This is a genomic window from Myxococcus virescens, assembly GCF_900101905.1.
GTDB classification, from domain to species: Bacteria; Myxococcota; Myxococcia; order Myxococcales; family Myxococcaceae; genus Myxococcus; species Myxococcus virescens.
Window position 1 is genome coordinate 194,446 of the sequence record NZ_FNAJ01000003.1, and the last position, 14,529, is coordinate 208,974.

Here is a 14,529-nt window from a genome sequence, read left to right on the forward strand (position 1 = left end):
CCCCCCTATTTCCATCTGCAACAATCGATACACATCCGAGGTACTTCATGAAACACGTGCGGCTCTCAACCGCGCTCATGCTGCATGGGCTTCTTGCAGCACCCTACGCATTCGCGCAAACCTCCTCCTCGCTGGACGCAAAAGTCCAGGCCCCCGAACTAAGCGAGCCGCGGCGCGGCTCCCTTGCAGGCCAGCTCGCCAGCATCACGTTTGGTCCTGCCGATGTCAGCCGCGGAGCCTTCAGCCTGCCGGGACCCTTTTCATTCCCCACGGAGCGCGGCGCTCCCATGGGGACATTCTTCCCCACCTACGCTGTGGACAATGGACTGTCGGAATGGGGCGCAGGTTGGCAGAACGCCCTCTCCTTCACGCGATGGCGCGTGAAAGGCAGCCCCGACTACCTCACCGATGAACTCGCCGGTCCCTGGGGCCGGTTCGTTCCAGGAAACGACGGCTACTGGTATCCCAGCGGCCTGGATTCGACGATTCGCCTTGAGCATCTCGGGGACACCCTGGTCGCGTACCCCCCCGACGGAAGCCGTTGGAAATTCGGAGGAGACCATCGGATTGTCACCCCCCGCGGGACCTGGTCTTGGTTCCTCGAGGAGGTCGTCACCGCAACGGGGCGAAAAACCCGCTTCGACTATGAGGCCAATGCTTCGGGACGAATGTTCCTCAAGATGGTTTCCTATGGTGGCGTCGGGGATGACTTCCAGCACCGCGTCCTGCTGGAATACGAACCGATTCCCCGTCCTTTTCGAGACTTTCGCTCAGGCCAGGAATTGACGCTTGACCGGAGGGTGGCCACCGTCATCTCGCAAACGAAGCATGCCGTCACCGGCTCCTTCGAGGAGCGCTGGCGGCACGAGCCCACCTGGCAGGCGGAGGAACTCGGCCCATCGTTTTATCTTCAATCGGTTGTCCAGCGCTTTGCGTCAGGGCAAACCGCCCCCGCAGCAACATACACATATCAACTTGCCTCCGAGCGGCTTTCCGCGGCGTCTCTCGAACGCGTACCAAAGCTCGATGCGCTCTTCACGTCCTTTTCATCGGACGCGCTCCAGCCTAACCGAGGGACCCTGCTTGATATCAATGAAGACGGTCGAATTGACATCGAGCACCATGCGGGCAACACGCTGCTGGTCCAGGGGGATGATGGTTTCATCTACGAGCCGCTCCCCCCACGGCCACCTGACACGGTGTTGGCCTGCCGTGGTCCCCAGTCCTCCTACAACCTGCCTCGAAACCTCGCGCAGCTTCGGGCTGACGGCGAGTACCAGGTCGTAAGCCTCCAACCGTCGTCCCTGCGGACACAAACGGCGCTCACCGTCTGCAGTCGCCTGGGTCAATTCCTGGCAAACCAGACGATCCCTGGAGACTGGGAACTCGGAGCCAACGTCAAATTGGTGGACATCAACAAGGATCATCAGCCTGATCTCGTTCGTGTCAGCAGCGGCGAGTACCGTATTCTTCCGAATATCAGTACCGGGAGTACCTACGCCTTCGGCGCTCCGATTCAGGGAGCGCTCCGTCCCAGCATCTCCCCCAACGCCTCATGGCTTCACGACTTCAACGGCGATGGTTTGCCAGACATTGTCTCCCGGTACAGCGGCGGAATCATGGTCTGGTTCGGATTGGGGAATGCCTCCTTTCTGCAGAATGGCCAAGCGTTCGAAATTCGGACGCTTTCGGGCCTCTCCCTCACGAATCTCTCCGATTTCCAACTCAACTTCATTGACATCAACCGCGATGGGCTCACGGACATTCTCCTCACCCGGGTCTCCAGCCCAGCGACCGTGCTGGCCGTCAACACTGGGACCCGCTTCCAGGAAGTCCCCGTACCGGCGCTCGCTAGCGTAGGCATGACCTTCAGTCGCCCCGTCATCGCGGATTTTTCTGGCAGTGGCGACGTCGAGGTTTCCTATACGAGGATGGAACAGTTCGTCACGCGCGCGTATCGAATTACTCTCGACACGCCGGGTACCGGGCTGATGCGTACCGCCGACGACGGCAAAGGAACGGTGCTGCATTTCGAGTATGCGCAGAGCAACGCCACGCCTGGAGCACGGCAGCGCCAGCCGCTGCTCGCCGCGATGGAGGTAGCGTCCTCCGGCCATGATACGGTTCGATTCACCTACAGCCACCTGGAGCCCACCCTCCACACACGAGGGAAATTCCTCGTTGGATTCAACAAGGTTACGCGCACAACGAACATACAATCGCATGACATCGAATTCCTCAATGCGGATGACTATTCTGGACTGAGGACCAAGGAAGTTCGACAAGACCCGCTCACCGTCGGAGTCCATGCTTTCGCACAGTGGGTTTACGAAGATGCCCCTTTCCGTGGGATCAACAGGAAGCGGCTCAAGGAGAACCTGCGTGGCTGGGCGTCCGACACCGCGGGCCAACTCGCATCTGTGGAGAAGACAGAGTACCTGGCTTACGACATGGAAGTCTGCCCATCCACTGTGAAACAGACGAATGAGCACGGAACACTGCTCGTCGAGAAGTCACGTGCAACAATTTCTGGGTTCGGCCCCGCGCTGCATTGCGTGGAGGAGACCATCCGCCACACTGGCACCCACGTGGATCCCACGCTCGACTTCCGTCACGAAGTCCAGATCGCACGCAACGCAGTCGGCCTCGCCACGGATGTCTACAGCATCACGCCAAGCCAAACCCTGACGTTACAGCACGTCACCTACTCGTCTGACTACATGGTTTCGGGAATCTCCATGCCGGGCCGAGGCACCACGCACTTCGCGTACGATCCAGGCACCCGGATCCTTCGACAGATCACGACTCCGGATGGCGTGGTCACCCAAGTGATGCAGCGGCATCCGGTCAGCGACACGATTCTTTCCTTGGAGAAGGACCGCGGAGCGCAGCAATACACGCGTCACTTCCGGTACGATGGGTTGGAGCGTCTCCAGAAGGAATGGGACGACCTCGCTGGTTCAGAGATCCAACCGAAGCAGACTTACAGCTATCAGTACGCCACCGGCGTCGCCCCGGCATCCATCTTCATGTCGAGCCTGGTCGATGAACAGGACGGAGCGGCACAAGACAGCGTCCTCTACGCCACTGCGGCAGGTGAGAAAGTCACGGAGGCAACACGGATCCCTGAAGGCTGGGTTTTCGACGGGCTGGTCGAGCGCAAGGCTTCCGTTGCTGAAACCCGAACGTTCATGCGCCCTTCGATGCCAGGCACCGAAAACGTGCTTGCACTGGATTACGCAGCGCTTTTCGCCAATGGGCAACCCGTTGACTTCACTCGCAATTCCTCTCATGGCCATGCTGTCGCCACGGCGAGGTCGTTTCATGCGGGCGTTGAGCAGCAGGTCGCAACAGCTCTTCGTTTGGAGGCGGGCCAGCTTCACCGCACCGCCTGGGAGAACGGTACCCACCGCACGCAAGTGACCCTGGATGCCTCAGAGCGTATCGTCGCTCGCGAAGACGAGGCCAACGTTCGCCACCAATATCGCTACGATGCCCTGGGGCGCATTCGCCAAGTCGAACTGCCAGATGGCAGCATGCACCAAGCGCACTTCGACGATCACGGCCGGGTATCGCTGATGATTCGCGAAGGCGTCGCGAATATTGAATACGCCTACGACATGGTCTCAGGTCTTCCCGTGCTCAAGCGATTCTCGTCTCCTTCGGGGGTCGTGCAACGACAGGTCACGTTCACGCACGATCCAGTGGGCAGACTTGAAAGCGAGACGCATGCGGACTTCGTTGGCAGCGCTCCGCTCGTTTATCGTTATTATCATGATGGCACCAGTCCTGAACATCCGACGCTCCGTACCACTTTGGGACTGGTTTCCACGGTTCAGGGCGAGGGCTACACCAAACGGCTGGAGTATCGCGCAGATGGCAAGGTCTCCAGGCGAATCATTCAACTCGACGGATGGCACACGGTCGAGTGGATGTACTCCTACGCCGCCAATGGCGCCGTACGCACCGAAACCTTGAAGTTGTGGAGCCCGCAGGGACCTCTTCAATCGAGCAACACCAAGTCCTGGCATTGGAACACCTACGGACAACTCTCGGAGCTGCACCTGGATGGTCAGCTTTTGGCCCTACTCGACTACAATGAGAATGGGCAGCCAACCACCATCGCATTCTCAGCAGGTGGCAGCGCTTCGTTGGGTTACGACCCGTTGACGCGAGATGTGATTTCACTCACCCAGGTCGGACTCAACTGGAGCGCCTCCACTTCCCTGAGTCTGAATGCTCGCGGGCTCATGAGTCATGAGTCGTTCTCCATCGGCGGCACTCACCTTCAACGTCAGTACGGCCACTCTCCACAAGGCTTCCTCGTCAGCGCCGTCGATTCACAGCACGCCTATCAATACGGCTTCGATGATTCCGGGTTGCCCACCTTCATTGAAGAGCAAGGAGCGCGGAGGAATTTTTCGCGCCAGGGCAACACCCTCACCGTCGGCGGCATCTCTCACGTATTCGACGCCATGGGGCGCATCGTATCCAAGGGAGATTTGTCGCTCGCCTACGGGCCCAACGGCCAGGTTGCCACCGCGACGAGCCCTCAAGGACAGTGGGCCTATCTCTACGACGAGACTGGCCAGCGCCTCCTCAAGCTTGAAGCAGGGAATCCCATTGCAGGCTACCTCGACGGGGGCGTCTACCTGGATGCCACCGGCCTCACCGAGCCCTTCCGCTACGGCGGTCAGCTCGCGGGACTGATCAAGAATGGTCAGTTCCAGATGGTAGCAACCGACCTGCGGGGCTCCATCGTGGCTGACACCGATGGGACGACACGCTGGGTATCTCCATTTGGAAACCGAAGCACCCATCCCGACATTGCCGCAGCACTCGACTATACGCAGAACGGCTACGATGCTGATTTGGGAGTCATTCGAATGGGGATGCGCGACTACGACCCCACGCTCAACCTGTTCCTCACACCCGACCCGCTCTATCTCGAAGATCTGGAGAGGTGCAGCGATAAACCGGTCGAATGCAACCTCTATGGCTACGCTCGCAACGCGCCACTCAACCTCGTCGATCCCTCAGGGCTCGACACCGTGGTGCTCCACGGTGGTGGTCCAGGAAGAGCCTCTGGCGTGACGTTGTTGGCAAACACCATGAGGGCCCTCCTGCCGGACGTACGGACTGTTGTCCCCGATAGGATCCATGGAAATGGCTATATGGAGAAGGACCCAACACGCGCGATAGCCTTCGCCACCAACCACGTCCATGTGGATCAAGCCCAGAAGAACCTCGTGGGGTTCAGCCTGGGAGGAGACGCCGCCATCTTCGCGGCGGCCGCCGCTGGGCCAGAAGGCGCCCAAGGCGTCAAGTGGAACAACGTCGTCGTGTACGGGGCACGCGTCGACCGGATCATGGACAAACTTGAGGCCGCCGCGAAGAACTCGGAGCACCTCGTCATCGTCAACCTCATCGGTGACAAGTACCCGCTGGCTGCTGGTGGAAACAACAATTTCGGAGACCGACGGGCCGAGTCGCTCGCCGACCAAATTATCCAGAAATACGGCTCGTTGGAGGAATTCTCCAAGAAGTTCCCAAACGTCACGCTCGGCAGCGCTGTCGGCAGTCATCATGGAGCAGGCGACAGAGGCTCATCCGTGAGTTCGGTGGTAACCGCGTTTGGAGCGTCACGCGAACTGACCGGCAAACACACGATGACGCTCCCCTAAAGGAAGGCGCCTTGACGAGAGAGACACCCCATTCTCCGCGTGCCCAGGTGCGTGGGGCCCAGCTTCGTGCCATTCGATGGGCCGGCGCCGCCGCCTCCGCGGCAAGCGCACTGATCTATCTCATCACCTTGCTCCATGCGCTACACGGCGCAGGGGAAGGCTCCTTGCTGGAGCGAGCACGGATGTTCACGGATGAGGTTTCCGTCCCCATCAACCACTGGACGCTGGGGCTCAACCTTCCCGCATTCCACGCGTCAATGATCTCGCTATGGCTCATTGAGGACCGGGCGTCACTCGCCGCAGTCTTGGTGCCTCAACTCACGTTTGTGGCGGTGTCGTCGCTCCAGATGGCGCTCATCGCCATGGGCCTCGCCTGGCTCGTGCAGCGCGGACGCTCAGCCCTCCGCCAGCACAGGGCGAACGACTGAGCCGCAGGAGGCTCCCGGCATCAGCGCCGGGAGCCTCAGGCCGCGGACTTCCACCCCGAACGGCTGGGCGGCATTCCGGGGCCGGGCTCCGTGAAGCGCTGCATGCGCTGGATGCCATTGCGGTCCAGCACCAGCCGCACGAACTGGACGGAGTCCTGGCTGCGGTCCTTCTCTTCCTCCACCACCGTGAAGCGGAACACCATGTCCACCGGGTAGCGCTTGGTGCCGCGGATGTGGCCCACGGACAGGTCCGCCAGGTCCACGTATTCCAACGCCAGCTCCGGCTCGTCCATGTCGCGCAGGAAGCGCTCCACGTTGAGGCGGAGGATGTCCGTCACGCCTGTCAGGCCGCGCTGCGTGCGCGGCAGGTGCCGTGCATCCAGGACAATCTGCTTCTGGTAGCGGATGACCGTCTCCGACAGCTCGCCCTGCGTCGCGGTGAGGAAGTCATCCCGCTGGCGCAGCGCCGCCACCGTGTCCGGAACCTTCAGCGAGGGCCCGTAGTCCACCCGCTCCTCACACGCGCCAATGACGCGCCCGGTGACGGGGTCCACCAGGTCCGTGGTCCGGTCCGCCAGGTGCATGGCCGCCACCCGGCTGAGCATCCGGCGCAGGCCCTCCTTGATGCGGTCCTTCACCATGTACCCCACCACGAGGATGAGGAAGAAGTTGAGGCTGGCTTGCGCGTAGCGCTCTTGCGCCCAGAAGGCCACCGCGGTGGCGACCGTCATCGCGATGCCCGCGGCCAGCGCGAAGAGCATCTCCTCCCAGCCCTGCCGCTTCTGCCGCCGCTTCGACGACAGGAACAGCACGTTCATGCAGAACTTCTTCAGGAAGCCCAGCCGAAGAATGTACTCCTCGTTGTCCCCCGTGGGACTGAGCACGCTGCGCAGCCGGTGCTCCTTGCGGTACGCCTCCTCCCGCAGCACCGCCTCCATCAGCCCCTTGCGCAGCCCATGCCACGGCTCGCCGCGGGGCAGCGACTTCATGTCCGCCACCGAGCGCCGGAAGCCGCCTTCCACCAGCAGGCTGACGTATTCGTCCACCAGCCGCAGCGACGCCCGCGAGCGCTCCTGCAGGTGCAGCTCCCCCACTGCGCGCAGCCACACGCGGAAGCGCGCCAGCACCTGCGTCACACCCGCCTGCATGGCCAGGATCTCGGACTCCAGCACCGCGCACGCGTCCGTGGTCAGCGCCGCGGGGCCCTCGCACCGCGACTCCACCCCAGTGGCGAAGCGGCGCAGCGCACCGCGCAGCACGCAGGAGAGGAGCTTGGCCTGGTACACGACGTCCTTCTCGGACCCCATCCCCGTGCGCAGCCACGCCTCCAGGCGCACCAGCGGCGAGGTGTCCGAGTTCAGCAGCTCGTTCACCGCCATCACCGGCGTCTTGAAGCGCACGTAGTTGTGGATGTCCGCGTAGAAGTCCGCCCGCGGGTACGTCTCCGCGTCGATGTTCAGGCTCCCCGGCAGGAAGAGATACGCCTCGACGAGGTAGCGCGTCTCATCCGCCCCGGAGGGCTGATACTCGAGCTTGATCTCAAACTGCTTCCGGTCGTGGACCTCGAAGCGGCTCTGCAGGGGTGCGGGTGACTGGGACACGTCTGGAGTCTACGCTACATCCCTGTCACGCGGGAGTGACCCCAACGTCACACATCGTTGGGGCCACACGGATATCACCCGCCAGTACCGGTCCGATTCGCTGGCGCCGCCGGAGGCACCGGCAGCGTGGCCGGCACGGGCGCGGACTTCGGCTGGGGCCGGGCGTTCCACACCTGGGTGGCCAGCAGCAGTCCGAGGAAGGACAGCGGCAGCATGGCGTAGGGCCAGTTGCCCCAGTTCGCGGCGGTCTTCGCCTCGTCACCCATCGGCAGGATGGAACCCAGCAGGATGGACTGCAGCGCGGTGCCCGCGTACACGGCGCCGTCGATGATGCCAACCGCGAGGCCGGCGTTCTTCTTCCCGCCGAAGTCCATGCTGGCCGTGCCGGACAGCATGCCGTGCACGCCGATGACACACAGGGACATGAAGATGACCGTCCAGCCCAGGGCCACGCTCTCCAGGACGAACACGGAGATGACGGCGCCCACCGACATTCCGGCATAGAGCACGGCGGACACGGGGCCGCGGCGCGAGTCGAAGACGCGGTCGCTGATGACGCCGGCGAACATGCCGCCGGTGATGCCCGCCACGCACAGCAGCATGCCCCAGTTGGCGGCGACGAACGTCTCGCCGATTCCCGTGGCCTTCGCGAACTTGGGGTACCACTGCATGATGGCGTTGCGCATGAAGCCGCTGCAGAACTCGATGCAGAGGATGATGATGATGGCGCGGTTGGTCAGCATGCGCTTCAGCACGCCCGCCACCCCCAACTGCGGCCCCGTCTCGCCGGAGGACGCGTCCGCGGTGTCGAAGTCCGGATGGCCCGCGTGGCTGGGCGTGTCGCGGATGACGAAGTAGTCCACCACCAGGAACACGGCGAGGATGGCCGCGGGCACGAAGAACGCCCAGTACGTGGGCGCCGCCTTCACGATGAGCCGGCTCCAGTCATAGGCGAAGTAGATGCCCAGCGAGATGAGGATGCCGAACACGCCGCCCAGCAGGCCGCGCTCACGCACGTGGAACCAGGCCGCGTTCACCTTGACGATGGAGACCGCGCCGAAGCTCTGGAAGTACATGTTGACGGCGTAGAGGAACGACAGCGTCGCCACCAGGCCGCCCGGCGGCGCCCAGTTGTGCGTCAGCACCGCGTACACCACGCCGCCCATGGCCACGTTCGCCACCGCCGAACCCGCGGCCGCCATCAGGATGGTCTTCCGGCCACCCAGCCTGTCCGTCAGCGGGCCATTGAGGAGGAAGGCCACGCCGTAGACGGCGGTGCCCCACGCGAAGATGGTGCCGAAGTCCGCGTTGGAGGTGCGGTCCCCCATGGCGCTGGTGGCCACGTTGAGGTTGTAGCGCCCCATGTAGAGGAACGCGTACGTCATGCCCAACGGGAACCAGTTGAAGAACCGGCGGCGCTTGAATGCCTCCGAGTGTCCCAGCTCCACCTTGGGCAGGCGCGCGAGGACGAGGCCGATGGCCCCCAGGAGGATGAGGATGGGCAGGAACTGGGCCAGCCAGGGGGGCAGCGACGACATGCAGCGACCTCTGCGGTGGATTGCGGAACGCCGCGCACCCTACCCCGGCACGCGGCCGTGCGAAAACAATGCACGCCCTTCAGGGCTGCAGGGCGAGCAGCCGCGTCAACGCGACTTCCGTCTTCGCATCCGGGATGTCACCGCGCCGGCACGCGTCCAACACGTCCTGGATGGGACGCCAGTGCAGCTGCGTGCCTTCCTCTAGAGGCGAACCATCCCCTTCAGGCTCCTCGGGTGACAGCTCGGTGACGTCCACCGCGGCGGGAAACACCTTTTCGGACAGGATGCCCGGCGCCAGGAAGAAGGCGCCGCCCAACAGCTGGATGTCCTCCGGCTTCACGTTGAACCCGGCCTCCTCGTGCACCTCTGCCGCGGCGCGCCGACGCAGGCCTTCCTCGCCCTTGTCCTCCGGCTCCAGGAGTCCCGCGACAATTTCTTCCACGCGCAAGTAGCCAGACGCAGGGTCTGGAACGGTCATCGCGTCACGGCTGTCCTTCCGGAAATACGCCGCGGGCCGGAGGTTCATCCGCGTCAGGACCTCCATGCCTGACGCACCGCGGCGATAGACGAGCACCGCCACCGCGTCCAACCGGGGCCGGTCCACCACGTCCACGCGGTATACGGGAGAGGAAGAACCGTCCGCGCGCCGGTTGCGGCAGCGCAGCCGCCGAACCCTGAGAAAGCCCTCGTCGCATCTCGCGGTAGACGAGAAATCCTCGATGATCTCGATGTCAGTCACACTGGAATGACGCTGCCGCATGTCCGCCTGCTCTCCTGTGGAGTAGGAACGCCGATGGCAGGAACCTGGCCCACCATGGTGGCGTTGCTTGCCCGACAAAGCTTGATCCCGTACCTTGCGCCCGCTTTACCGCCGTCTCCCTCCCGAAACACGGAATTCTCTTGATGCGTCGCCTCCTGCTCGGCCTCTGCTGCGCCCTGGCATCTGCTTCGTGCATGCCGGTGCTGGAAGGCCAGGACTACAACCTCGAGGGGCAGGAGGTGCGTCTGACGCTCCTTCATACCTCGGACATCCATTCGCGCCTCATCCCCTATGACTTCACGCCGTTGAAGACGGACGTGGACCTGGGGACCATCCCGGAAGCGGGTCCCTTCGGCGGCGCCACGCGCATGGGGGCGCTGCTCAAGCGCGAGCGCTCCCAGGGCGAGCGTGTGCTGCACGTGGACTCGGGCGACTGCTTCCAGGGCGCGCCCATCTTCAACCTCAACACCGGCGAGGTGGAGTTCAAGTTCCTCTCCGAAGCGCGGCTCGACGCGGCCGTCGTGGGCAACCACGAGTTCGACGCGGGCCTCCTCAACTTCACCCAGATGGCGCAGCAGCACGCGACGTTCCCGCTGCTGGCGGCCAACTACTTCTGGGACGACTGGCGGGCGAACGGCAACCACCAGACGGCCCTGGAAGTGGAGCCGTACACCATCCGCAACGTGAAGGGCCTCCGGGTGGCCATCATCGGCATGGCCAACATCTCCTCGCTCAACTCCATCGTCGAAGGTGGCAACAGCCTCCAGGTGACGCCGCTGGAGCAGAACGAGGTGGCGCGCGCCTACGTGGACCTGCTGCGCCCCGTCACCGACCTCATCGTGCTGGTCAGCCACCTGGGCCTCCATGAGGACCAGGACGTCATCCAGGGCTACGAGGCCTATTACGAGTACGCCCGCGCCAAGGCCTACGTGCAGCGCCAGAAGGAGCCCTGGCAGGTGCTGGAGTGGTTCGGCCCCGAAGGGGACGACAAGTCCGTGGTGCGCGTGCGCATCCCCGGCGTGGTGGGCGTGGACGCGGTGATGGGAGGCCACCTGCACGTGGTGCTCAACCCGCCGCAGCTGCTCACCGACCCCGCGGGCCGCAAGGTGGTGCTCGCGCACTCGGGAGCGTTCGCCAAGTACGTGGGCCGGCTGGAGCTGGTGGTGAAGATGCCCGAGGTGCTCGGCACCGGTGAGGGCGGCGAAATCGTCAGCCAGGACTACCGCGTGTTCCCCATGGACGCCCTGTGGTGCGACGACGCCATGCGCCGCTTCCGCCACGACAGCAACGTGTTCTGGGAGGAGGGCCAGTTCCTCCGCGACGAGCGCGTCCGTCAGGCCATCCAGGCGTGCAAGAACCAGGAGGACCGGATGACCACGCATCTGCTCCAGCCGTACATCCTGGGCATGGACTTCAACTTCCAGCTGACGTCCATCTTCTCCTACGCACCGCGCGACGTGCAGCGCCGCAACAACTCCACGGGTGGTGACTCGCCGCTGGGTAACATCGCCGCGGATTCCATGCGCAAGCGCCGCCGCGTCGAGGCGGAGATGGCGCTCACCAACTCGCTGGGCATCCGCGACAACCTCTACGCGGGCGTGGTGAGCCAGGAGTCGATGTTCAACGTGTTCCCGTTCGAGAACACCATCAACATCATGTACCTCTCCGGCAAGGAGATGCAGGAGATGTTCGACTTCGTCACCGAGCGCTCCGCGGAGCGCGGCTGCGTCAGCCAGGCACAGATCTCCGGCGCCCGTTTCACCATGGACTGCGCGCAGGTGCAGGTGAACGACCTGCAGACCCCCTGCAACCCGGAGCTCAACGGCACGGACTGCCCCAACCAGGATCGCCAGGGTCATGCGCCGTGGCAGTGTCTGGTGGACCAGAGCAGCGACTCCAGCGTGGGCCGCTGCTACGCGCACCCGGGCACCAACATCCAGATCAACGGCAAGCCGCTGGACGTCACCGGCACGTACAAGATCGCCGTCAACGACTACATCGCCAAGGGTGGCTCGGGCTTCAACGTCCTCAAGCGCAACACCACCCGCATCGAGACGGGCATCTCGCTGCGCGACTCGCTCATCGGCTACATGCAGGGCTTCTGCACCTGCGAGGACATCCTCGCGGGCCGCGAGACGTCCAAGTCGGGCCACTACTGCGGCAACCTCGTCAACGGCCGCTGGACGGTGAACGAACAGGTGGTGGGCTCCTGCCGCGCCGCCGCCGACTTCAAGGCCGCGCTGGACAAGCAGGTGGGCAGCTGCGCCTGCAAGGATCTGCTGTCGCTCCCCTCGGACGCCGCGGAGCGCTGCGGCGTGCCGGGCCTGACGGCCGAGGACATCCAGAGCCAGTGCAACGTGCCGGAGGGTCCGTACACAGGCCGCTGCAGCTGCCGGGATGTTCTGGCGGGCAACAACCCCATCTGCGGCACGGTGACGAACCAGCTGCGGAATTTCTGTGAGAACCCCACCTCCGTGTCCATCGCGGACGCGGTTGAGGATTCCCGTATCGGCCGGAGGGTGAAGTAAATGAAGCGCCTTCTCTTCCTGTCGGCCCTGGCGGCGGCCGGCTGTTACACCCAGGAAACGTCTCAGCCTGATGGCGTCGCCTCGTTCCGGGTCAACCTCACGGGCATCTACACCGGCGGCACGCGGACCCCGCTGCCGGTGGTGAATGAGTGCGCCACCGCGCACGGCGGCCAGAACCAGGTGCCGCTGGAGGTTCGCGGCACGGAGGACTGCCGACTCGCCCTGCCCCGAACGCCGGTGGACTTCGACGTGGAAATCCTCGCCCTGGACGCGAAGGGCCAGCCCATGGAGTCGTTCAACGGGCCGGTGTCCTTCCGCACGGTGCCGGGCAACCTGATGGGCGAGTACCGCTACCGCTGGACCCAGCTCACCAACGGCCGGGGCACCGGCACGGTGCGCTCCGGCCAGCTCTACGGCGACACCCACGTCTGGGTGCAGGACGAGCCGCCCCAGGTGGATTACGCCGACGGGCAGGTCATCCCCGGAGAGCTGCCCCAGGAGCCGGCGACGCGCACGAACGCCACCGGCCTGTCTCGGCTGATGAAGTTCGAGGAGCCGACGATCGCCACGATCCAGGTTCCGCAAGCAGGCCAGCAACTCACGGCCTACGCGGGAACGTACATGCGCATCGGGCGCAATCCCGAGGCGGGCCCGCCCCTACTTCAGAGCTGCCCCGAGGGAGACCCGAACGACCAGCAGCCCGTGACACTGGTGGTGACGGGTACGGACCCGGGCGGCTTCTTCGTCACGGACATGACGGCCTGCCGCGTGCGCGAGGACAGCGTCCCGGACGCCAATATTCAGACGCGTGAGCCCGACGGTTACAACCCCGGCCGCTTCAACTCGCTCTACATCTACAACTACTCCTTCCCGGAAGGCCTGGACCCGGGCGACTTGCTGTGGTCGGTGTCTGGCTCGGTCCAGGAGTTCACGGCCACCACCCAGCTCACCTTCCCCGCGTGGACGGTGCGCGAGCGCGTCCGGCTGCTGCCCCAGACGGAATGGGACAAGTACCTGAAGCTGGTGCCTCCCGTGGAAGTGAACGGGCGACTGTGCGGCTACAGCAACTCGCCGTACCCGACGGACCCGCTCTGTGGGTACAACTACAAGAACTTCAAGATGGAGGGCCTGGAGTCGTCGTTGGTGAAGCTCACCAAGGTGAAGTTCCCGCGCGTCTTCCACAACTGCGACGCCAACGGCAACGGCACGGTTCCCTTCTTCTGCCCCGACACTCGCGCGGGCACGTGGGGTAGTTGCGGCACGGACAACCCGAACGACCCAGACATCACCGAGCGACAGTGCAACATCGATTGCACGCTGGGCATCGGCCAGTTCGCCGGCATCCACTGCTCCGAGCGCAACACGTACAACGGCTTCGGCCAGTTCGTGGTGGAGATGAACCCCACCGGCGCCGCGGAAGCGGGCCTGGACGAATCGGTCCCCGGGCGCATCCAGACCTTCACCGCCACCGTCAACGCCGACCCCACCATCGTGACGTGGGCCCAGTCCAACAACTTCGCTCGGGACGTGCGAATCAACGTGTCGTGCGACAAGCCAGCCAACGTACGCTTCAGCGCCAGCGGCACGCCGGTGGCACTGGCGGCCCACACCCCGCTACAGCACGTCATGGCCACGGGAGAGAGCACCGTGTACGCCTCCGTCCAGAATCGCGAGGACGGCACCCTCACCTGCAAGGTGGCACCCGACTCGCGCACGCGCATCAACCTGGTCACCAAGGACGCGGTGCCGGACCTGGTTCCCGACTGCCGCGAGGATGACCCGAACGCGGAGGCGGCCCAGCAGTGCCGCAATCTGCGTGCGGCCACCTACGACGTCGTGGGCCACCTGCGGCAGGTGAGCGCCGCCCGCCCCCGGTGGAACGTGCTGCCTCGCGACGTGGACGACATCTGCTGCTACCCCGGCCCGGGCATGGAGTGCCCGCGACCGATCCGGCCTTGCGTCAATCCGTAGTCTTCTGATGATTCTCGCG

The 14,529-nt window shown here is 64.2% G+C and carries 7 protein-coding genes; 4 read left to right on the forward strand and 3 right to left on the reverse strand.

Features of this window, described 5'->3' with window-relative positions; all coding sequences use genetic code 11:
* Nucleotides 1–47: 47 nt before the first annotated feature.
* Both BLU09_RS11140 and BLU09_RS11145 read left to right on the forward strand, forming a co-directional pair.
* Nucleotides 48–5,684, forward strand: coding sequence for an RHS repeat-associated core domain-containing protein (locus tag BLU09_RS11140; protein ID WP_244171623.1), 5,637 nt, complete (start codon nt 48–50; stop codon nt 5,682–5,684).
* Nucleotides 5,685–5,866: 182 nt separating this feature from the next.
* Nucleotides 5,867–6,112: a hypothetical protein gene (locus BLU09_RS11145; protein WP_090489101.1), complete on the forward strand. Its 246-nt coding sequence runs from the start codon at nt 5,867–5,869 to the stop codon at nt 6,110–6,112.
* Nucleotides 6,113–6,147: 35 nt separating this feature from the next.
* On the opposite strand, the gene BLU09_RS11150 is transcribed toward BLU09_RS11145, so the two are convergent.
* The 3 genes from BLU09_RS11150 to BLU09_RS11160 all read right to left on the reverse strand — a co-directional run bounded on the left by BLU09_RS11150 (nt 6,148) and on the right by BLU09_RS11160 (nt 10,011).
* Nucleotides 6,148–7,713 (reverse strand): hypothetical protein, encoded by a 1,566-nt coding sequence (locus BLU09_RS11150; RefSeq protein WP_090489103.1) that lies wholly within the window; start codon nt 7,711–7,713, stop codon nt 6,148–6,150.
* A 74-nt stretch (nt 7,714–7,787) separates the two neighbouring features.
* On the reverse strand, nt 7,788–9,251 hold the full coding sequence (locus BLU09_RS11155) for an MFS transporter (RefSeq protein ID WP_090489105.1): 1,464 nt from the start codon (nt 9,249–9,251) through the stop codon (nt 7,788–7,790).
* 79 nt (nt 9,252–9,330) lie between these two features.
* Nucleotides 9,331–10,011 (reverse strand): NUDIX hydrolase, encoded by a 681-nt coding sequence (locus BLU09_RS11160; protein ID WP_090489107.1) that lies wholly within the window; start codon nt 10,009–10,011, stop codon nt 9,331–9,333.
* Between the two features lie 143 nt (nt 10,012–10,154).
* Between BLU09_RS11160 and BLU09_RS11165 the strand changes: the two genes are divergently transcribed.
* On the forward strand, nt 10,155–12,539 hold the full coding sequence (locus BLU09_RS11165; RefSeq protein WP_090489117.1) for a bifunctional metallophosphatase/5'-nucleotidase: 2,385 nt from the start codon (nt 10,155–10,157) through the stop codon (nt 12,537–12,539).
* Nucleotides 12,540–14,510 carry a single stranded DNA-binding domain-containing protein gene (locus BLU09_RS11170; RefSeq protein ID WP_090489119.1) on the forward strand — a complete coding sequence of 657 codons (1,971 nt, stop codon included), beginning with the start codon at nt 12,540–12,542 and terminating at the stop codon, nt 14,508–14,510.
* The last annotated feature ends 19 nt before the right edge of the window (nt 14,511–14,529 follow it).